The sequence below is a fragment of the Pseudoalteromonas marina genome (assembly GCF_000238335.3).
Taxonomy (GTDB): domain Bacteria; phylum Pseudomonadota; class Gammaproteobacteria; order Enterobacterales; family Alteromonadaceae; genus Pseudoalteromonas; species Pseudoalteromonas marina.
Map to the genome: position 1 here is coordinate 14,534 of NZ_AHCB03000005.1, position 21,024 is coordinate 35,557.

The window sequence follows — 21,024 nt, forward strand, 5'->3', positions numbered from 1 at the left end:
CTGTTAATGTTACTGATACAATTGGCTTCCTTTCAATAAATTAAGCTGTTATGACATTAGCCGAGCAATTTACTTCACTTGACTCTATTTTAAAGCGTACTCGCATCTATTGGCAGTGCACCGCTTTTGACTTTGATGCGATCCCTTGGCCCGAACTGCGAGGCATATTAAATAGCTTAACAGATGAGCAAGTAGCAACGCTTGATACCAAGCAGAATGAATTAATAGACTTCTTTAATCCACACATTAATTTACTTGATGAATTACAGCTATTATGTGAATTACCTCAGGCAAATACCCTCCGATATAATTACCCTTTTTGGATTAGTAACGGCATAAAAGGGCGTAAGTTCGAACAACTCCAAGACTTTGTATCTGCCTTGCCAAACACAAAATTACCGGTATTAGAATGGTGTGCGGGTAAAGGGCACTTAGGCCGTATGCTCGCATTTAACGGTGCCACGCAGGTCAGCAGTGTTGAGTTGCAATCAACATTATGCGAACAAGGCCAAAAAGCAGCACTGCAACAAGGCTTGGCAATGCAATTTAGCCAAGTTGATGTATTAAAAGATGATACTACATCACTTTTTAATACACAGATGCATGCTGTGGCGCTTCATGCATGCGGCGCTTTACATCAGGCTATGATGCGCAAAGCAATAGCTGCAAACGTGCAGCAAATTAGCTTTTCACCTTGTTGCTATCATTTATTTACACCTAACGATTACTTACCAATGAGCGAGCTTGCCAAGCAAAGTCAGCTTAGGTTAACTCACCGTGATTTAAAACTAGCCTTGCAAGAAACAGTAACCGCGCCAACTCGTGTTAATAAAATACGAAAAACAGAACTTGAGTGGCGATTGGGCTTTGATGCACTCAGGAGGTCAATTACTAATGAATTACACTATGTTAGTGTTCCCTCTGTTAATAAGGCCGTGTTCTCAGGTTCATTTAAATCATTTTGTGAGTGGGCGGGCGATAAAAAAGCTTTAAAAATACCGCAAGATATTGATTATGAGTATTTTTTATCTGTGGGTGTGGCTCGAAAAAAGGTCACTGACAGAGTTGAACTGGTTCGACATGTGTTCAGAAGAGCAATTGAGGTTTGGCTTGTGCTCGATCGTGCTTTATATTTGCAACAGCATGGCTATCAAGTAAGTATTAAAACCTTTTGTGAAAAGCAGTTAACGCCTCGGAATATTTTAATTCTTGCCAATACTAACCCTTCAATCAACAACTAGTCGTTTTGGCTTAATAAGAGATGCAATGAGAAAATTAAAAAATTTGTTCGATAATAATAAAAACTGGGCTGCGCGAACAAGCGAAGCGAATCCAGAGTTTTTTAAAATTTTATCTATGCAGCAAAACCCTGAGTACTTATGGATTGGTTGTTCAGACTCTCGTGTACCCGCAAACCAAATAGTTGATTTATTACCCGGAGAATTATTTGTACACCGTAATGTAGCAAATGTCGTTGTACATACCGATCATAACTGTTTATCTGTTATGCAGTATGCGGTAGAAGTACTAAAAGTTAAACACATAATGGTTGTTGGCCATTATGGGTGCGGTGGCGTTCAAGCTGTACTAAGTGATGCAAAGTTTGGTTTTATTGATAACTGGCTTCGACATGTTGGCGATGTAAAAGAAAAGCACATAGATCAACTCAACAGCATTGACGAAGAGCAGCGCTTGAGTCGCCTTATTGAGCTTAATGTAATAGAACAAGTACGCAATGTATGCCGTACCAATATTGTGCAAGATGCATGGGAGCGCGGCCAAGATTTAACAATACATGGTTGGGTTTATGGTTTAGAAAACGGCCACTTACATGATTTAGAAGCCGTTGTAACGTGCGCGGAAGAAGAGTCGGACAGTTATAAACGTGCAATACAACATGTTTTTAAAAAAGCAGGTTGTGAGTAAATAAATGACAAAAACGGCGGTTGTTATTGGCGCTACAGGTTTAGTTGGGTCTGAGCTTTTGACGGCATTACTCAGTTGCGCTGAGTATAGTCAGGTTGTAGCCATAACACGCCGAGCGTTACCACTTTCCCATCCTCAGTTAACTAATCACGTTATTGATTTTGAAAAGTTGACTCAATACAGCGATTTATTTAAAGGTGATGTGTTTTTTTCGTGCTTAGGGACAACGCTTAAGCAAGCGGGCTCTGTAGATGCGCAGCGTAAAGTGGATTTTGACTATCAATTCATCGCCGCACAACTTGCAGCATGCAATGGCATAAGCCATTATTGTTTAGTGTCATCAAGTGGTGCTAACGCAAACAGCAATAGCGCGTATTTAAAAATGAAGGGGCAGCTAGAGCAACAGGTTGTGCCATTAGCATTTAATAAAATAAGTATTTTTCAACCGTCGTTGTTAATAGGTGAGCGAGATCACTTTAGATTAGCTGAAAAAATAGGCAGTGTGATTTTACCATTGCTTACAAAAATTGGTTTCCTAAAGCGTTATAAACCTATAACAGGAAAGCAAGTTGCTTTAAAAGTGTTAGCGGTGAGCTTAGAGCAAAAAGAGGCGCAAAAATATTATGTGCTTGATGAGCTATTTATCTAGATTTTTGTTACACATAAAAAGCAGCTCAGGCTGCTTTTTTATGCGTTGAATTAATTATTCTGCGTTTGTATTTTCGTTTAGTTGCTGTTCAAGAATAGCGACTTTAGCTTCTAACTCAGTTAGTTTTTCGCGTGTACGGATAAGTACTTGGCTTTGAATATCAAATTCTTCTCGGCTAACAAAGTCCATCTCAGCAAGTTTGTTTTGTAAAACTTGCTTTGTTTTACCTTCTAGCGTGTCTGCTAAATTTTTTACACCTTGTGGCATATTACTCGTAATTTGCTTAGCAATTTCTTCTAGTTTTGCTGGGTTGATCATAATTGTCCCTTTGGCCTTGCCTAAAATGAATATAACTAATATTACCTTATACCCACTTCATTTAACACATGATCATGTTTAGGTAATTAATTATGGCAATTGCTATGCCTGTAGTAATGGTTACGTTAAAATTGCGCGTCTTTTAAATCTTTCTGGTCGTTATGAAACTTAATCCAAAACAAGATGAAGCAGTAAAATACATTAGTGGTCCATGTCTAGTACTTGCTGGTGCCGGTTCTGGAAAAACCCGCGTTATTACAAACAAAATTGCTTACTTAGTGCAAAAATGTGAATACAAAGCACGTAATATTGCAGCGGTTACTTTTACTAATAAAGCGGCTAAAGAGATGCGTGAGCGTGTATTACAAACGCTTGGCAAGCAAGAAGCAAAAGGGTTATGGGTATCAACGTTTCATACACTGGGTTTAGAAATAATAAAAAAAGAAATAAGTACACTTGGCTTTAAACCTGGTTTTTCGTTGTTTGACGATCAAGATACCAACCAGCTGTTGTCGGAGCTCACTGAAGATGAATTAAAAAAAGACAAAGATTTACTCAAGCTACTTAAAATGGAAATTGGTAGCTGGAAAAACGAATTAGTATTGCCAGAGCAAGCAATACGTGAAGCGCGTGACGCGCAAAAGGCGTTATTCGCGCAGCTATACGCGCGCTATCAAACACAATTACGTGCTTATAATGCATTAGATTTTGACGATCTAATAATGATCCCTACGTTACTACTTACTAGCAATGCAACATCTCGTGAGCGTTGGCAGCAACGCTTTAAGTATTTGCTGGTGGATGAATACCAAGATACCAACACCAGCCAGTATCAGCTTGTAAAGCTACTCGTAGGTGAGAGAGCACGCTTTACTGTAGTGGGCGACGATGACCAATCGATTTACTCATGGCGTGGTGCACGTCCGCAAAACCTTGTTCTTTTGAGTAAAGATTATCCCGGACTTAGGCTTATAAAGCTTGAGCAAAATTATCGAAGCGCGCAGCGCATACTTAAATCTGCCAATATACTCATTGCTAACAACCCGCACGATATAGAAAAAAAACTATTTAGTGAGTTAGGGTACGGTGAGCCGATAAAAGTTATTGGGTGTCGTGATGAAGAGCATGAGTCGGAGCGTGTAGTTGCTGAAATTATTTCGCATAAATTTATGAAGCGCACCAGCTACAAAGACTACGCTATATTGTATCGTGGTAATCACCAAGCACGTGGCTTTGAAAAGTCATTAATGAGCAACCGCATTCCCTATAAAATTAGTGGCGGTATGTCGTTTTTTGCGCGTTCAGAAATTAAAGACATCATGGCGTATTTACGTTTGCTCGTAAACCAAGACGACGATAACGCATTTTTACGTATAGTAAACACGCCTAGACGAGAAATAGGCACGGTAACACTTGAAAAACTGGGCACTTTAGCCAACGAAAAACATCAAAGTTTGTTTGCTACTTGTTTTGATAACGACCTGAGTTACAGGCTAAAAGGGCGTGGTTTTAACGCTTTAGCTGGGTTTGCTCGATGGATTGTCGAATTGTCAGATAACGCGGTACGCAGTGATACGTTAGAGGCAGTGAAAGACTTAGTGCGTAATATTAATTACGAAGCCTACCTATACGAATCATCGCCCAGTGCTAAAGCGGCTGAAATGAGAATGAAAAACGTCTCTGAATTATATCGTTGGATCACAGACATGCTAACCGGAGACGCTGACAATGAACCGATGACGCTTGCCGAGGTGGTTAGTAAACTTACACTGCGCGATATGCTTGAGCGTAACGAGGAAGAAGATGAGTCCGATGCAGTTCAGCTACTTACATTGCATGCTTCTAAAGGCTTAGAATATCCGTATGTGTTTATGGTTGGCATGGAAGAAGGGTTATTACCTCATCAGGTAAGTATTGATGAAGACAATGTAGATGAAGAGCGCCGACTCGCTTACGTTGGTATTACGCGTGCTCAGCAAGAGTTAACACTAACTTATGCAAAAATTCGCCGTCAATTTGGTGAAACTTCTGAAACAGAGTTAAGTCGATTTGTGCAAGAGTTACCGCAAGATGATTTAGCATTTGAAAACAAAAAGGCGCCTAGTTCGCAGGCAGAGCGAATGGAAAAAGGGCAAGCCAGGGTAGCAAATTTACGGGCTATGTTTAAAAAACCTGAGTGAAATCAGGCGTTTTTATAACCAAAGCTGGGCTTAAACTGATTGACTGACGTGTTCTGGCTGTGACTCAGGGCAAGCTAAAGTGTGCTGTTTGCCAACAAAATATGACAAGCCATGTTTCTCCAATAAGGCTCTAAAATTAAGAATAGAGGGTCCTTTTGCAATGACCTTCATTTTTTTGAGCTTAGTGATAGGAAGCACACCTTGTAGTTGCAGGTCGTAACTATCTTGTTGCAATATTCGCTTGCTAAAGGTGGAGCTAAGCAATAGATAGTCAAAATTTACATCGGTTAATAGGTTAAGTTCACATCTGTCTTTAGCAAAATTATTTAAGCCAATTGAGTAGCCTAACAAAGATAATTGCTTAAGATTTTCTAGCTGAGTAGCACATGCATGGCGAATTTCTTGCTCATCAAAAAGTAAACAAAGTTGGCTTGGGCCACGTTGTTTATTTAACACATCAACAAATAAAGTAAATTCGTGTTTTTCAAGTAATAAGCAAGAGCACGGTACTAATGCCATTGCCACATTTGCATTTATGGCCTGCGTGTAAGCACACGCTAGCAGTTGCAACTCTACTTTTAAGTGTTGCTCTTTGTCGGTAGCAAATTTTTTCAAAACCTCAAAACTGGTAAACCCTAAAATAGGATGCTCACCGAACGCTTCAAAAAGCGATTCAGATTGCTGTTGCTCGTTTAGTGTAATAATTTCTGAGCTTCTAAAGCTCATTGGCATAACATCAAGATGATGCAGTGCTTTTTGCCCTACATCAGCTATTGATTGAGTGAGCAACGGATGAAACAGCTCGTAACGATTTTTTCCAGAATTCTTTGCATGATACATCGCGGCATCAGCATCACGAATAATTTCGTCGGTATGCTTATAGCTTTGTTTTGAGTAGTTTATCCCAATGCTAGCACCGCTTTGCAGCAAAGTGCCTTTAATATTAAAAGGCTTTTTCATTAAATCGATAATACGATTAGCCACATCTTCGGCCTGTTGTGGTTCGGTTAAATGCGTTAGTAAAATAACGAATTCATCTCCACCTAAACGGGCTAATAAATCATGTTCACGAATACATTGTGAAAACAGCTCACTCACATTAATTAAGAATTGATCGCCAGCTTGGTGACCTAGTTGGTCGTTAATATCTTTAAACTTATCTAAATCAATAAACAGAACAGCAAATTGACGCTCTGGAAAACGCTGAAAATGTTGAAGTGTTTTTTCTAATTGGGTTAAAAATAAACTGCGGTTTGGCAAGCTTGTTAACGAATCGTGATGGGCGTCATGATAAAGCTGCTGCTCTATTTTTTTTCGTTCTTCAATTTGCATTTGCAAATGCAAATTAGTTTGTTGCAGTTCTTTTGTTTTTTCGTTTACTCTAAATTCAAGCTCTTGGTGACTTTTAGCTATAGCCTGATTTGCAAGCTTAGTTTGTAAAACAGCCGCTATTTGGTGCGATACAAAGGTAATTAATTCGTTATCGTCTTGACTAAAAATATGTTTATTGTTGTATGCTTGGCACACAATAAGGCCAATAACACCCTGCGATGTTTTTAAAGGTGCGCCTAGCCAGCTCGTCGCTTTTTGTTTGTTAGGAACGGGGGCTGAACGTTGTACCACGCCACTATTTAATAATGCTTGTGCTTTTTCTGGGTTAATAAGCTGTGTTTCTTCGGTGCTTATTACTAATTCGCTGTAGCCTTTGGCAAACTGGCGGGGCTGAGTATTTTCCTTATATTCATCAACACAGTAAGGGAATGTTATCCAGCCTGAGTCTTTGTCATAAAGTGCAATATAAAGATTTTCTGCGTAGGTAATTGTTTTTATTATGCCATGTATTTTAACGTAAGCATCATCAAGATTTTTAGCTTGAGTGGCGATTTCAGATACTTTAAATAAAATTTGTTGACGTTGCAGCGCGCGTTTACGATTAGCTACTTCAAGATTAAGTGCATCGTTACTTTGAGTCAGTGCTCGAGTGCGAATTTTTACTTCTGACTCTAAATACTCACGTTTTTTTACACGTTCTATCGCCGTCGCTAAATATAGCGACATCACTTCAAGAAGTTGTATTTGCTGGGAGTTATAACTTTGATTTATGTCATAGCTTTGAGCGGCTAACACACCAATAATATTTTTTTCTTGGTACACAGGTACACCTACCCAATGTTCAGCGGGTGTGCCTAGCGCTTTGAATAAGCCATTAGCGGCTGCCTCTTGCATTTGCTGTTTTGTAAAGTATGTGGTTTTACCTTCTTTAAATACGTAACCGGTAGCACCTTCATCAAAACTATTAGAGTGATTTAGTGGTACTGCAATGCCATCTTTTTCATCTGAAAAATAAGAAAGCTCTAATGTTTGGCACTGCTGGTTTTGTAAAACAACGTAAAAGCTTTTACTGGGGACATACTTTTGTAAAATATCGTGTATAGCGGGATAAAGTAGTGTTAACTCCGCAACCGTACTCGCGCGCTCAGAAAGTTGGATAAGCGCATTTTGCAAATGGTGTGATTGCTTGTACTTTTCGAGTAGGGTTTTGAGGCGTTTATTTTGATACGCTAATCTACGCGATGAAGGGAGTTTATCTTCCAATGATGTAACCGATATTATTATTGTATAGTTATTAGACTTATACTTTCACTTTTAGTGCTTAGCGTCAAGCTGATATTCTAATAAAAATAATGGTTAACGCGGTATTTTGAGCATAAAAAAAGGCTTAACAAGTTAAGCCTTTTTTTATGTATAACTGAGCGTTATTCTGCTGTCATGAAGTCGATTGCTGCGCTTATTTCATCGTCAGAACAATCCATGCATGTGCCTCTAGCTGGCATTGCATTAAAGCCGTTAATTGCATGCTCAAGTAGCGTATCTTTGCCTTTGGCAATACGCGGTGCCCAATCGTCTGCAGATTTAGGTGCACCTAATGCGCCTGTACCATGACATGCAAAGCACGCAGCCTGGTAAACTTGCTCACCAGAGCGAGGCCCTGTTGGCGCGGCAGCTACTGCAGCTTTATCACCTTCAAGGTACACAGCACCAACAGGTGCTAAACGCTTTTTAATTGCATCTTCAGTCATAGAGTTATCATATGGCTGTGCGTATGCTGTAGTTGCTAACACTAATAATGCTAATGCTGTTAATTTTTTCATTTTGCCTTGCTCACTTCGATTTGAACGTGATCAATCACGATATAGATGACGGAAATTACGCCGATTATAACTCTCTGAGGCAATTTATAAAATGCTAAGAGGTATTTTTATTACTAAAAACTGGCTACTTTTTGCGTTAGCTCAACAAAAATAAGTGCCTTGGCGTATTTATTTAGCCAATATACCTGGTCATCTAATAAATAACCTTTGTTACAATCAATTTAATGCTAATACGGATTTAACAAGTTTTTCGATCCCCGCATCTGCTTCAACAATCGATTGCGCTAGCATGTAAGCAGGTGTAGTCACAATTTTATTGTGTTGATCAATTACAACGTCATCAACGTCACAATTTAAGTGTGTTGCGCCAAGCTTAGTGAGTGCGACTGCTGTGTCTTTATCGTTGCCAATAGTGATTTTTGCATCGTCGTAAATAAATGGAGTTAACGCAGGCGCGATACACATAAAGCCGGCTGGTTTATTGGCATTAGCGAATTTTTTACAGGCGTTTAATACGTCGTTGTTAATGGTTGCTTGTGCGCCTTTGACCGCAAAGTCACATAAGTTTTTCGCAGCACCAAAACCACCTGGAACTATTAATGCGTCAAATTGATCGCTATTAAGGTGGTTAAGCGCTTTTATATCACCTCGGGCAATACGTGCAGCTTCTACTAGTACATTACGCTTTTCACTCATTTCCTCACCCGTTAGATGATTAATAGTGTGAAGTTGCTCTATGTCTGGTGCAAAACACTGGTAGGTTGCACCATTTTTAGCTATGTGTAAAAGAGTCAAAATGGCTTCATTAATTTCGGCACCATCGTATACACCATTTCCAGCTAATAACACGGCTACTTTTTTCATGCTTTTGTGCTCCTTGATTTAATTTATTCAGTCTATAGTTTGAAGTTTAACACGGACGAAATTGCCTATTTAAATTAATTTTTGTGTGAAAATTATCCGCTAAGTAAGTTGCAATGCGGCATATGCCATTTCACAATTAGCACCAATAAAAAAAAGTATAAAGGATCGCTATGATCTTCGATCCATTATGCTAGAATACTCCTCCGGTTATTTAATTGGACACGAATAACCAAAGTAGATGATGGCACTAGTAGCCATACAAAACCTTTTTCCACATTGGTTTAAAAATAATAAAAAAAGAACTTCGTATTATCTTTTTTAAGTTAAAACATATAGTTAATCATTTTTCTAGGCTTTTAAATAGGCCTTGGAAGAATTATTTGTGCCTGTTATCTACATACTTATCCACAGCTTGCTCTTATTTTAATAAAATACCGAATATCAATTGATAGTCGTTTTATTTTAACCCTTATGGCATGCTTACAATTATCATAATTTTTAGCATTTAGGATCCAAATTCACCATGGCTCAGATCCCCGAAAATCCACTTATTTTAGTTGATGGTTCGTCGTATTTATTTCGTGCTTATCATTCTCCTCCACATCTAACTAATTCTAAGGGTGAGGCTACGGGCGCTATTTATGGCGTTATTAATATGCTGAAAAGCTTGATCAGACAGTATGATCCCTCGCATATGGTGGTTGTATTTGACGCCAAAGGTAAAACATTCCGTAACGACATGTACAGCGAATACAAAGCTAATCGCCCACCTATGCCTGACGACTTACGCACCCAAATAGCACCTATCCACAGTATTATTAAAGCAATGGGGTTTCCGCTTATTAGTATTGAAGGGGTTGAAGCAGACGATGTCATTGGAACCTTTGCGCGAATTGCCTCTGAGCAAAAACGCCATGTATTGGTTTCGACCGGCGATAAAGATATGGCCCAGCTTGTGAATGAGCATGTGACACTCATTAATACGATGACCGACACTATTTCAGATCCTGACACTGTTGTTGAAAAGTTTGGTGTGGGCCCAGATCTTATAATTGATTACCTAGCACTGATGGGCGATAAGGTTGATAACATTCCTGGCGTAGAAGGCTGTGGCCCTAAAACAGCTGTAAAATGGTTACAAAAATATGGATCTCTGCAAGGTGTAATGGATAACGCAGGCGAAATTAAAGGTAAAATTGGTGAAAAATTAGCAAATGCATTAGATCATTTACCTTTAAGCTATGAGTTGGCGACCATTAAGTGTGACGTTGAGGTTGAGTCAGATCTTGATACGTTTAAATTGCAGGAGCCAAATAAAGACGAGCTAATTGCTTTATATGGTGAATGCGAATTTCGTCGTTGGTTAGCTGAGCTACTAGATAACCCAAGTGATGCACAAACTCACTTAGCAGTTCCATCGCAAGAAACAGAATTACCAAAAGTTGAAGAGGCTCATTACGAGACTATTTTAACCGAGGCGCAGTTTGATACGTTAATAGAGCAACTTAATGGCGCTGATCTTTTTGCTTTTGATACAGAAACAACTAGCCTCGATTATATGCAAGCGCAATTAGTAGGCATGAGTTTTAGCGTTAAAGCAGGAGAAGCTGCATATTTACCTGTTGCGCACGATTACCCCGATGCACCAGATCAACTAAGCCTTGAATTTGTGATGCAAAAGCTTGGGCCAATTTTAGCTGACGCTAATAAAGCGAAAGTAGGGCAGAATCTTAAATACGACAAAAGCGTATTAGCTAATGCTGGCTATGAACTCAATGGTATTAAATTTGACACTATGCTTGAGTCTTACGTATTTAACAGCGTAGGTACGCGCCACGATATGGATTCGTTGGCATTAAAGTATTTAGGTCATAAAAATATTAGTTTTGAAGATATTGCAGGCAAGGGTAAAAAGCAGCTGACGTTTAATCAAATTGAACTCGACAAAGCAGCGCCTTATGCAGCAGAAGACGCGGACATAACACTTCGCTTACACGAAGTACTGTGGCCTAAAATTGAGGCAGATGAAAAGCTTAAATCAGTATTTGAAGAGATTGAAATGCCATTGGTAAGCGTCATTTCAGATATTGAGCGCACAGGGGTTGCGATTGATAGCAACATGCTTGGCGCGCATAGCCAACGTTTAGGTGAGCGCTTAATTGAACTTGAAAAAGAGGCGTTTGAAATTGCAGGTGAACCTTTTAATTTAAGTTCACCAAAACAGTTACAAGTATTATTGTTTGAAAAGCTAGAGCTGCCAATAATTAAAAAAACGCCTAAAGGTGCACCTTCAACCGCAGAAGAGGTACTTCAAGAGCTTGCTCATGATTACCCGTTACCTAAGGTTATTATTGAACACCGTGGTTTATCAAAACTTAAATCAACATATACCGATAAACTACCGCTTATGGTTAATGAAAAAACACAGCGTGTACATACGTCATATCATCAAGCTGTAACAGCGACAGGGCGTTTAAGTTCTACCGATCCTAACCTGCAAAATATTCCTATTCGCTCAGAAGAGGGTCGTCGTATTCGAGAGGCCTTCATTGCTGCCGATGGTTATAAAATAGTGGCAGCCGATTACAGCCAAATTGAATTACGCATAATGGCGCATCTTTCACAAGATAAAGGTTTGCTTAATGCTTTTGCAAACGGTTTAGATGTTCATAGTGCGACCGCGGCTGAGGTGTTTGGTGTTGATTTAGATGACGTAACAACAGACATGCGCCGAAAAGCAAAAGCCGTAAACTTTGGTCTTATTTATGGTATGTCGGCTTTTGGTTTAGCCCGCCAGTTAGATGTACCACGCCATGAAGCTCAACATTATATTGATAAATATTTTGAACGTTTTCCAGGCGTATTAGAGTACATGGAAACAACACGCGAAAAAGCAGCAGAAAATGGTTATGTTGAAACAATATTTGGACGCAGATTGCATTTACCTGAAATAAATGCCCGTAACGGAGCTCGTCGTAAGGGCGCGGAGCGTGCTGCTATAAATGCGCCCATGCAAGGCACTGCTGCTGATATAATTAAAAAGGCTATGTTAAGTGTTAATCAGTGGGTGTACGAACAAGCTCCAAATACCGTGAAGCTGCTTATGCAAGTGCACGATGAATTAGTATTTGAGATTAAAACTGATTGTGCAGAGGCTTACACAAAACAAATTTGCGAGTTAATGTCACAAGCTGCTTCGCTCGATGTACCGCTAATAGTAGAGGCTGACGAAGGTGAAAACTGGGAACAAGCCCACTAAACTTTATAAATAATAAAAGCGCCAATAGGCGCTTTTTTTATGTGTATTAAAAATAGTAGTACCTTAACGGTCAATTTTATATAAACAGAATTTAGTTAATAATTGGTTAAAATAGGTAATTATTTATGCCAAATGGTTACATGTTCGTCAATTCTAACTATTAATGCAGAATATGATTGTATTTTTATGCGCGCTTTTGTTAAAGTCCCGCCCGTCCTACTCTGTAGGACATCCTGTTGATGATGCGTCTGTAAAGATGCAACAAATTGTTAGCGACTCCCCAGTTTGCTATATCGGCCTAATAACCTTTTATTAGGCCGTTTTTTATTCCGCACTTTTCAGTATTCTCGACCTAATTATTACTGCTATTGTGATCACCTTTACGTTTAAATCCCGTAATTATAGCGAGTATTAGTTACGATATTACAATCTCATATTTTAGTATGGTTTAAGCTATTTCTAAATGATAGTATTCAATGAGGTTTTACCTTGATCTATGTATTTAAAGGAGTGCGTTATGTTTAAAGCGTTAGTGATTACAGGCCTTTCGTTATCAAGTTTATTTATGTCTAATTTTGCCTTTGCTAATTGGCTGCTAGACAACGATAAAAGCCAAGTAAGTTTTGTTTCTATAAAGAAAGACACGATTGCTGAAGCCCATCATTTCACTGCAATCGAAGGTAAGCTTAACGATAAAGGTGAGTTTAATGTTTATATAGATTTAGCATCAGTAGAAACGTATATACCTATTCGTAATCAAAGGCTTACAAGCCTGTTATTTGAAGTAAATACATTCCCAAAAGCCGTGCTAACCGCTAATTTGAAGCCGTCGTTAGCAATAATTAAAAAACCGGGTAGTTACGTATTAAAAGGTATTAGCGCAGAGCTTGATTTTCATGGTAACAAAAAATCACTTTCAATTGATGTGCTGGTAAATAGCAATAAAAGTGGTGATTTGACGCTTGCTTCATTCACGCCAGTCATCATAAATAGTGGCGACTTTGGTGTGACAGAGGGAGTTAAACAGTTACAAGAGCTTGCTAGTTTGCCTTCGATTGCAACGGCTATCCCAGTTTCATTTGCATTAACGCTTAATAAACAGTGATTTCGCTTAATGAGCTCAGTAAACAGTTAAGTGAGCCGAGTAAGCCCTTTGATAGTTGGCAACCCTCTCATTGTGGTGAGTTGCCAATCGTTATTAACGACCAAGGGGAATGGTTTTATGAGGGTAGTAAAATAACAAGACAACCTATGGTCAAATTGTTTGCTTCTGTATTGTGCAAAGAGGGGGCACATTTTTATTTAAAAACACCTATCGAAAAAGTAACGATTACAGTAGAAGATGCGCCGTTTATTATTGTTGATTGGTTTTTAAAGCAAACTAATGAAGGCGAGGCTTTGTGTTGTATTGATAATTTAGCCAGGCAGTGGATTGTTTGCCAGCAGCAGCCCTTACGGGTAAAAAATTATAAGGGCGCTAAAGTACCTTATTTAATATTACCTTTTGGTTGTAGTGCACGTATATCAAGAAGTGTGTTTTATCAGTGGGCAGAAAAAGCCGAGTCTGATGAACTCGGCTATTTTATTCAATCTGCAGGTGAGGTGTTTTACTTAAGTTAGCTTGCAGTGTTTGTGTCTGAACTGCTTTCGTCAGATACTTTTTCTGCAGGTGGTACCGCGATAACGGGGCCTAAATACCACTCGTCTAGTTTTTTAGCTACTTCTGGTAATCCAGTGCCTTTTAAAGATGAAAATGCATGGACAGTAATATCACCGTCCAGCTCGCTTAGTTCGCGGCGAACTTGTAGTACTTGTGCTTTTCTTGCTCCTTGCTTTAATTTATCAGCTTTTGTTAGCAGGGCCAATACTGGAATTTCGCTTCCAATCGCCCAATTAATTAAGTCGCGGTCTAAATCTTTTAATGGGTGACGAATATCCATTAAAACAACTATTCCTTTTAAGCTTTGGCGTTTTTGAAGATATTCACCTAATGACTTTTGCCATTTCTTCTTCATTTCAATTGGTACTTTGGCAAAACCGTAGCCTGGTAAATCTATGAGGCGCATGTTATCAACATCAGCTAACTCAAAGGTATTAATTAACTGAGTTCGCCCAGGGGTTTTACTCGTACGTGCTAATTTTTGATCGGTTAATGCATTAAGCGCACTTGATTTACCTGCATTAGAACGACCCGCAAACGCAACTTCAATTCCCGTATCAGCAGGTAATTTAGTAATGTCTGGAGCGCTTGTAACGAAAGACGCGGTATTATATTTGATACGAGATTTGAGCACAGGCTCTCCTAAAACTTTAAAAATAACGTTAAGTAAACCAAATTTACTTAGGGCACGTATTTTATACTATAAAAGATGTATTAAAAAGCGTATTTAAATACCTTAAATCAGTGTCTGTGGTACATTTAAAGCATATTAAAGCTTCACCTTAGTCAAAACCCTGTAAATTATAAGCTTAATATGTGTAGAAAACGTGCCAGAGAATTTATTATCGTGTAGAATATATGTATTGCAACATCATGATTGTAGATGATACAGGGTCGGGAACAGAGAATTCACCATGAAAAAAATAGCACTATCTTTAACAATATTGCTTGGTGCGTTGTCAGCAAGCAACGCAACAGCATTTGATGGCGATGTAAACGCAGGTAAACAAAAATCAGCAACGTGTGCGGCATGTCACGGCCCAGACGGTAATGCACCGATTACTATTTACCCTAAAATTGCAGGCCAACACCCAGATTATATCCTAAAGCAACTTCAGGATTTGAAACTAGGTATGACATCAGGCGGGAAAGAAGGCCGTATGGATCCTGTAATGAGCGCAATGGCAATGCCACTAAGCGAACAAGACATGAAAGATCTGGCAGCTTACTTTTCGTCACTAAACATGTCAGAGGGTTCAACACCTAAAGACGTCGTTGAAGTTGGCGCTATGCTCTATAAAGCGGGTGATGCAGAGCGAGGAATTCCTTCATGTGCTTCGTGTCATGGTCCTCGTGGTAACGGCTCATCGTTAGCTAAGTTTCCAAAAGTGTCTTTTCAGCACCCAGAGTACATAAAGTCTCAGCTTGAAAAGTTTCGTAATGGTACACGCCATAATGACCTAAACGGTATGATGGGTGACATCGCTAAAAAGCTAACAGACAAAGACATTGAAGTGCTTTCTAAGTACTTAGGCGGTTTACACTAAAGTCGTATTTATCTAAATTTAGATACCAACTACAGTGTAATATGAAAAAAAGCAGCCTCGGTTGCTTTTTTTGTGTCTGAAATTCGCGATATCGTCTTTCACTTTGTGAGACATTGACCATGCGGATGTATGGTAAAAGTCTTATTTTAAATGTCTTTTATTTGTTAAGTTGTTGTTATTTAAATAGGCTTTTATTTATGTATGGCTGTAATGTAAGAAAAAAGATATAAACCAGTTGTAACAAAATTATTAACGAGTAAATTAACAGCTGTCGCAAAAAACAATAAAAAAATGGAAACAGCTATAAGGAAAGTAGCGCGGCACGACTACATAGCACAAAGATTGTGCTACTAAAGGAAATACTACAAAAGAGTCAGGATGACCGAAAATAATAAAATAACTCATGGAAGTTTAATAATAAAAACAAAATGGAATGAAACAAGGAACGTAAAAATAATAACAATACGGACTGATAATAATAAAAATAACAAAGACTAAAAAGTCGAAGGGAGAAGTGTCCATTTTATGGCGCTCAGATTAGTAGGCGGTAGAGATGTTTTCTCTACCGCCTTTTTATTTGTCCTGTTACAATACCCACCGTTTAGCAATATGCTAGTGCGTCATGTTAAAGAGAAGCCCAACCTCTAAAGCGCAAACTGAATTCTTCTGGCTATGCCAGCATTGCGATGCCTATTAATATACGCCTCGCTCAAAACCTCTTAAGTGAGATGATCAAGATATGAGTAGAAAGAAAAAGTCACGCAAAATCCCATCAAATGGACCTGTTCGCTTAAGCCAAGATAAGCTTAAAGAAATGCGTGCGTTAAAAGAACAGCGTGTTAAAAAAACCAAAGGTGCTAAGCCTGGTTCTCGTAATGCGCCAGATTTGGTTGAAGAACAAAACCAAACATCGCATTCAGGTTCGAGAGATAAACGTATTGGTAGTAAAAAGCCGGTGTCTTTAGTGCCTGTTGCTGCTGAACCAAAAGTAGAAATGAAACGTAACTTAAAACCAGTGGTTGAACTTAAAAAAGTAGTTCAGCCAGAGCTTACACCAGAGCAAGAGCTTGAAGAGCTTGAAAATGATGTACGCTTACTTAAGTTGGTTGAGCGTCATGAAGGCGGTGAGATGCTGACTGGTAAAGATGCTAAGTACTTTAATAGTCGAATTGCTCGCCATCAGGTTCTATGCAAATTATTAGGCCTTGAGGATGAAGACGAGTTTGATGATGAAGATGACTTTGGCGAAGAGAGTAATTCAGACTTCGACCAGTATTTATCAAACGATCTTGCCAGTGAATGGCTAGACGATGATGAAGACGAAGATAAGTAATTAAGGGTAATCAATGAGTACTGCTGTGATCGTTGCCTTGTGTTTAGGCGCTATTATTATAGCTGGTTTGGCATTTTATGCGGGTCAGTTGTTGTACAAGTTAAGTGCACAAAAAAAGTTAATAGCTAAAAAGCAAGCAGAGCAAAAGCAAAAGCTTGCAGCATCTCGTTTAAAGCGAAATGCTAAGCTTGCCGACAGTATTCATCTAATTGCGCGTGCAATGAAAGAAGAACAATGTGAGTTTTCAGAGGGATGTTTGCGCGTGTGGGTGCTTATGTCGCAATATGGCTTTGAAGACGAGCGAGATTTAACCATACAGTACTCTGGCATTTATAAGATGTACCAAGTGGTAAAAGAAATGCCGACACACGATGCCCGCAAAAAATATTCTAAAAAAGAAATATTTAAGCAAGACACGGCGCGTTGGCGCGCAGAAGAAAGCTACAGTGATGAGATTAAGGCTGATTGCGTTAAAATTATCTCTGAGTTCAAAGCTGCTCCAGGCAGTGAAAACGTAGTTTTTAACTAAATCTCGTAAATAACATTTAAAAAGCATACCTCGGTATGCTTTTTTTGTGCCCAAATAATATTTAATTAGGGGATTAAATGACTCGAGAAAAACGCGTTGCGTTGATTTTATTTTGTAAGTGGGCATCAAAACACATACAAATTATACGAATGAATAAGTTACCCCGTGGTGTAACACTGACGTGATTGTTTTCAATAATCAAAATGTTATCTTCTATAAGTGGTTTAAGAGAAACCAATGCCTCCGCAAAGTAGGTATCAAATTCAATATGATACTTTTTAGCAAACTCGTCTATATTTAGTTCAAACTGACAAATAAGCTGCTTAATAGCATCCGCTCGAATAACATCATCATGGGTTAAATGCATACCTTTACTAAGTGCGCAGCCGCTTTGCGTTTCAATGCTGTGGTAGTAATGCTTTAGCTCTTTTTTATTTTGTAAAATAGCGGTGCCAATTTGTGAAATAGACGATGTACCTAGCCCTAATAAATCACAATTACCATGCGTTGTATAACCTTGAAAGTTTCGATGCAATTGGCCTTCATTTTGTGCGATAGCCAGCTCGTTGTCTGCTTTCGCGAAGTGATCCATACCAATAAACTTATAACCTGCTTGTGTCATTTGCTCTAAGGTATTTTTAAACATGGTTAACTTGTCGTGAGCGTTTGGTAAGTCGTGCTCTTTTATTTTGCGTTGTGCGGCAAATCGCTCTGGTAAGTGAGCGTAGTTAAATACCGAAACACGATCGGGGCTAAGCTCAATGAGTTGCTCTATTGTTTGTTTAAAGCTTTCGGGGGTTTGCAGTGGAAGCCCGTAAATCATATCGGCGTTAATTGATTTGAAGCCCAATTCACGTGCCTGAATAATTAACTGCTTAACGGTATCGGCATGTTGAGGGCGATTAACTGCAAGTTGCACGTCGTCATTAAAGTCTTGAATCCCAAACGACACTCGGTTAAAACCAAGCATTCTTAAATCAACCAACATATTTTCAGCAAGCGATCGTGGGTCAACTTCAATACCGCGCTCTGTTGTGCTGGTAAAATTAAAGTGCTGTTCGAGCAGGGTAATTAAGCGTTTCATTTGTTGAGGGGTTAAAAAGGTAGGAGTGCCTCCACCTAAATGCAGTTGCTCAACGCTGTAGTGCTTAAACAAAGGTGCTTGTGCGGCAATTTCTTTTGCTAAAAAGTCTATATATGTATCGGCTTTAGATTGGTGGCGAGTGATTATTTTATTACAACCACAGTAGTAGCAAAGCTGACTGCAAAATGGAATGTGAACATATAGAGAAAGCGAACGAGATTGAGATGATTCTACAGCGCTGATTAAATCGTGTTTATCGTATCCCTCATTCAAAGATAATGCGGTAGGGTAGGATGTATACCGCGGACCAGACACATTGTATTTATTAATGAGAGCTTGGTCCCATTGAGGAAGTTTTATCATCACGCACACCTAAGTTTTAACTAGAGCCGTGATTATAAAAAAGTAACTAAGGAGAAATGTTGATCTATAACAAAAAAGATGCCGAAGCACCTTTTTATCACAACGTATTACGCGTTAATACGTGACGGTATGCGCATCTTTTAAATACTGAAAAAGCTCTTTATAGCCTTTACCTGGCTTTTCGGCTTTGACTTCTTTTGCTGCATTACGTACTAATTGACGCATTTTTTGACGATCAAGCGATGGGAACTGCTCAATAGTCTCGTTTATAAGGCTATCACCTTGTTCTATTAGGTCTGAGCGCAGTTGCTCTATTTTTTTAACCAATACTTCAGCTTGGTTATTTTTATTAAGCATTACATCGATAATAGCTTTAATATCTTCAATGTTTTCTACTGTGCGAAGCGTTTTTGCAATGTAATTTAAATGACGACGATATGCATCACTTTTGTTACTAATTTTATCAGCAACAACCATCGCTTCTTTTAAATCGTCATTTAATGGTAGGCGCTCACGCTGCTTTTTACCCATTTTGGCAATTTCAGAACCTAACTGATGAAATTCTTGTGCTTCGCGCTTAAGCTCTGTTCTTGATACGTATTCAATTTCTTCTTCAATTTCAGCAGGCTTGCCTTTTTTCTTCGCCATGGGGTGCTCTTAAATAAAAATAACTGGCGACATTATACGCCATTCTTTTAGTGATTAATATTAGCTGATGTGGTGCAGTGAGTGTGTTAGCATTTAACTATAAGAAATGCATGCATTATGCCGCTAAGGCTCAGGACTTAATTTATGAAAAGCCAACAAAACGATCCAATTTATTCTCAAATATCGCAGATTAAAGATGCGGTAGCAGAAGTACTCGAACATGCTAAAAAATTAGGTGCTACAGCAGCTGAAGCTGCAATGTCTAGCACGTCGGGTTTATCGGTGAGTACACGAATGGGTGAAGTAGAAACCATTGAGTTTAACCAAGATGGTGGCCTGGGTATTAGTGTTTATGTTGGCAATAATAAAGGCTCTGCCTCAACGGCTGATTTAAATCCTAAAACATTGCGCACAGTAGTAGAAAAAGCCATTGATATTGCAAAGTTCACATCAGACGATCCTTTCAATGGGGTCGCCGATAAAGAGCTACTTGAGTTTAATCCACAAGATCTCGATTTATACCACCCTTGGGATGTAAGCCCAGAACAAGGTATTGAGCTTTGCCATACTGCCGAGCAAGCGGCATTAAATGCTGATGAACGTATTGTAAATTCTGATGGTGCGAGTTTTTCATCGCATCAAGGGCTTCGTGTTTATGGGAACAGCCATGGTTTAATTGCTGGTTTTCCTCGCACTCGTCATAGCATCAGCACCATGGTAATTGGTAAAGATGGTGAACAAATGCAACGCGACTCAGCATACACGGTTGCCCGCGATCAAGCCGGTCTAACTGATGCAGCAGCGGTTGGGCTTGAAGCCGCATCAGAAACATTGGCTAAATTAAACAGCCAAAAATTAGGAACAATGAAAGTCCCGGTTATATTTAGGGCTGATATTGCAAACTCATTATTTGGTCATTTAGTGTCAGCGATTGGCGGTGGCGCACTTTATCGTAAGTCGAGCTTTTTACTCGATAGTTTAGGTACGCAAGTATTTAGTCATTGTGTAAATATTGCTGAACGTCCGCATATTTTAAAAGGATTAGCTTCATCACCGTTTGATAGCGAAGGTGTTAAAACGGTTGATCGTGAAATAATTCAAGGTGGTGAGTTACAAACTTACTTATTAGCAAGTTACGCCGCGCGTAAAATGAATATGACCCCGACAGGTCATGCCGGCGGTATTCACAACTGGTTAGTAGAACAAACGCATAATGATTTACAAGCATTGTTAAAAACAATGGGTACCGGCTTGTTAGTTACCGAGCTTATGGGGCAAGGCGTAAATACAGTAACAGGTGATTACTCTCGAGGTGCTGGTGGTTTTTGGGTTGAAAATGGAGAGATTCAATATCCGGTAAGTGAAATTACGATTGCCGGTAATTTAAAAGATATGTTTAAAGGTATTTCTGCTATCGGTGGTGATATTGAGCGCAGAGGCGGCATTCAAACAGGCTCTGTTCTAATCGAGCAAATGCAAATAGCGGGTGCTTAATACCTGATTTATGCTTAA

The 21,024-nt window shown here is 39.1% G+C and carries 18 protein-coding genes; 11 read left to right on the plus strand and 7 right to left on the minus strand.

Annotated features, from left to right (window positions below):
- Positions 1-50: 50 nt before the first annotated feature.
- Genes PMAN_RS00155 through PMAN_RS00165 form a run of 3 tightly spaced genes read left to right on the plus strand, consistent with a single transcriptional unit; the run spans position 51 to position 2,575 of the window.
- A complete protein-coding gene (locus tag PMAN_RS00155) occupies positions 51-1,241 on the plus strand; it encodes a methyltransferase (RefSeq protein ID WP_010557998.1) in 1,191 nt (396 codons plus the stop codon).
- A gap of 25 nt (positions 1,242-1,266) precedes the next feature.
- Positions 1,267-1,926 carry a carbonate dehydratase gene (gene can, locus PMAN_RS00160; RefSeq protein ID WP_006793054.1) on the plus strand — a complete coding sequence of 220 codons (660 nt, stop codon included), beginning with the start codon at positions 1,267-1,269 and terminating at the stop codon, positions 1,924-1,926.
- Positions 1,927-1,930: 4 nt separating this feature from the next.
- Positions 1,931-2,575, plus strand: coding sequence for a Rossmann-fold NAD(P)-binding domain-containing protein (locus PMAN_RS00165; RefSeq protein WP_010557997.1), 645 nt, complete (start codon positions 1,931-1,933; stop codon positions 2,573-2,575).
- A 54-nt stretch (positions 2,576-2,629) separates the two neighbouring features.
- Here the strand turns inward: PMAN_RS00165 and ubiK are convergent, their stop codons facing one another.
- The gene (gene ubiK / locus PMAN_RS00170) at positions 2,630-2,893 is read right to left on the minus strand and encodes a ubiquinone biosynthesis accessory factor UbiK (RefSeq protein ID WP_006793056.1); all 264 of its coding nucleotides are present in this window, start codon (positions 2,891-2,893) and stop codon (positions 2,630-2,632) included.
- 161 nt (positions 2,894-3,054) lie between these two features.
- On the opposite strand from ubiK, the gene rep reads away from it, so the two are divergent.
- Entirely contained in the window at positions 3,055-5,073 is a 2,019-nt protein-coding gene (gene rep, locus PMAN_RS00175; RefSeq protein ID WP_010557996.1) for a DNA helicase Rep, read from the plus strand.
- Positions 5,074-5,103: 30 nt separating this feature from the next.
- Here rep and PMAN_RS00180 read toward each other — a convergent pair whose 3' ends face one another.
- From PMAN_RS00180 to elbB, 3 genes are all read right to left on the minus strand, one after another.
- The gene (locus PMAN_RS00180) at positions 5,104-7,668 is read right to left on the minus strand and encodes a bifunctional diguanylate cyclase/phosphodiesterase (protein ID WP_010557995.1); all 2,565 of its coding nucleotides are present in this window, start codon (positions 7,666-7,668) and stop codon (positions 5,104-5,106) included.
- 161 nt (positions 7,669-7,829) lie between these two features.
- Complete coding sequence (locus PMAN_RS00185) at positions 7,830-8,225, minus strand: c-type cytochrome (protein WP_006793059.1); 396 nt, start codon at positions 8,223-8,225, stop codon at positions 7,830-7,832.
- Between the two features lie 216 nt (positions 8,226-8,441).
- Positions 8,442-9,089, minus strand: coding sequence for an isoprenoid biosynthesis glyoxalase ElbB (gene elbB / locus PMAN_RS00190; RefSeq protein ID WP_010557994.1), 648 nt, complete (start codon positions 9,087-9,089; stop codon positions 8,442-8,444).
- A gap of 523 nt (positions 9,090-9,612) precedes the next feature.
- Between elbB and polA the strand changes: the two genes are divergently transcribed.
- From polA to PMAN_RS00205, 3 genes are all read left to right on the plus strand, one after another.
- Complete coding sequence (polA, locus tag PMAN_RS00195) at positions 9,613-12,348, plus strand: DNA polymerase I (protein ID WP_010557993.1); 2,736 nt, start codon at positions 9,613-9,615, stop codon at positions 12,346-12,348.
- A 517-nt stretch (positions 12,349-12,865) separates the two neighbouring features.
- A complete protein-coding gene (locus tag PMAN_RS00200) occupies positions 12,866-13,453 on the plus strand; it encodes a YceI family protein (protein WP_010557992.1) in 588 nt (195 codons plus the stop codon).
- Positions 13,450-13,968, plus strand: coding sequence for a DUF1285 domain-containing protein (locus PMAN_RS00205; RefSeq protein WP_010557991.1), 519 nt, complete (start codon positions 13,450-13,452; stop codon positions 13,966-13,968). The genes PMAN_RS00200 and PMAN_RS00205 overlap by 4 nt, the downstream gene beginning before the upstream one ends.
- On the opposite strand, the gene yihA is transcribed toward PMAN_RS00205, so the two are convergent.
- Positions 13,965-14,642 carry a ribosome biogenesis GTP-binding protein YihA/YsxC gene (gene yihA, locus PMAN_RS00210; protein ID WP_010557990.1) on the minus strand — a complete coding sequence of 226 codons (678 nt, stop codon included), beginning with the start codon at positions 14,640-14,642 and terminating at the stop codon, positions 13,965-13,967. The two genes, PMAN_RS00205 and yihA, sit on opposite strands and share 4 nt — an antisense overlap.
- A gap of 280 nt (positions 14,643-14,922) precedes the next feature.
- On the opposite strand from yihA, the gene PMAN_RS00215 reads away from it, so the two are divergent.
- The 3 genes from PMAN_RS00215 to PMAN_RS00225 all read left to right on the plus strand — a co-directional run bounded on the left by PMAN_RS00215 (position 14,923) and on the right by PMAN_RS00225 (position 17,417).
- Complete coding sequence (locus tag PMAN_RS00215; RefSeq protein WP_006793065.1) at positions 14,923-15,555, plus strand: c-type cytochrome; 633 nt, start codon at positions 14,923-14,925, stop codon at positions 15,553-15,555.
- Positions 15,556-16,294: 739 nt separating this feature from the next.
- On the plus strand, positions 16,295-16,888 hold the full coding sequence (yihI, locus tag PMAN_RS00220; RefSeq protein ID WP_008133239.1) for a Der GTPase-activating protein YihI: 594 nt from the start codon (positions 16,295-16,297) through the stop codon (positions 16,886-16,888).
- A gap of 13 nt (positions 16,889-16,901) precedes the next feature.
- Entirely contained in the window at positions 16,902-17,417 is a 516-nt protein-coding gene (locus PMAN_RS00225) for a DUF2489 domain-containing protein (protein WP_010557989.1), read from the plus strand.
- A 73-nt stretch (positions 17,418-17,490) separates the two neighbouring features.
- Here PMAN_RS00225 and hemN read toward each other — a convergent pair whose 3' ends face one another.
- Together hemN and yjgA are read right to left on the minus strand one after the other, a co-directional pair.
- Entirely contained in the window at positions 17,491-18,864 is a 1,374-nt protein-coding gene (gene hemN, locus PMAN_RS00230) for an oxygen-independent coproporphyrinogen III oxidase (protein WP_010557988.1), read from the minus strand.
- 114 nt (positions 18,865-18,978) lie between these two features.
- Positions 18,979-19,512 (minus strand): ribosome biogenesis factor YjgA, encoded by a 534-nt coding sequence (yjgA, locus tag PMAN_RS00235; protein ID WP_006793069.1) that lies wholly within the window; start codon positions 19,510-19,512, stop codon positions 18,979-18,981.
- A 144-nt stretch (positions 19,513-19,656) separates the two neighbouring features.
- Here yjgA and pmbA point away from each other — a divergent pair, with 144 nt between their 5' ends.
- Complete coding sequence (pmbA, locus tag PMAN_RS00240; protein WP_010557987.1) at positions 19,657-21,006, plus strand: metalloprotease PmbA; 1,350 nt, start codon at positions 19,657-19,659, stop codon at positions 21,004-21,006.
- Positions 21,007-21,024: the final 18 nt, after the last annotated feature.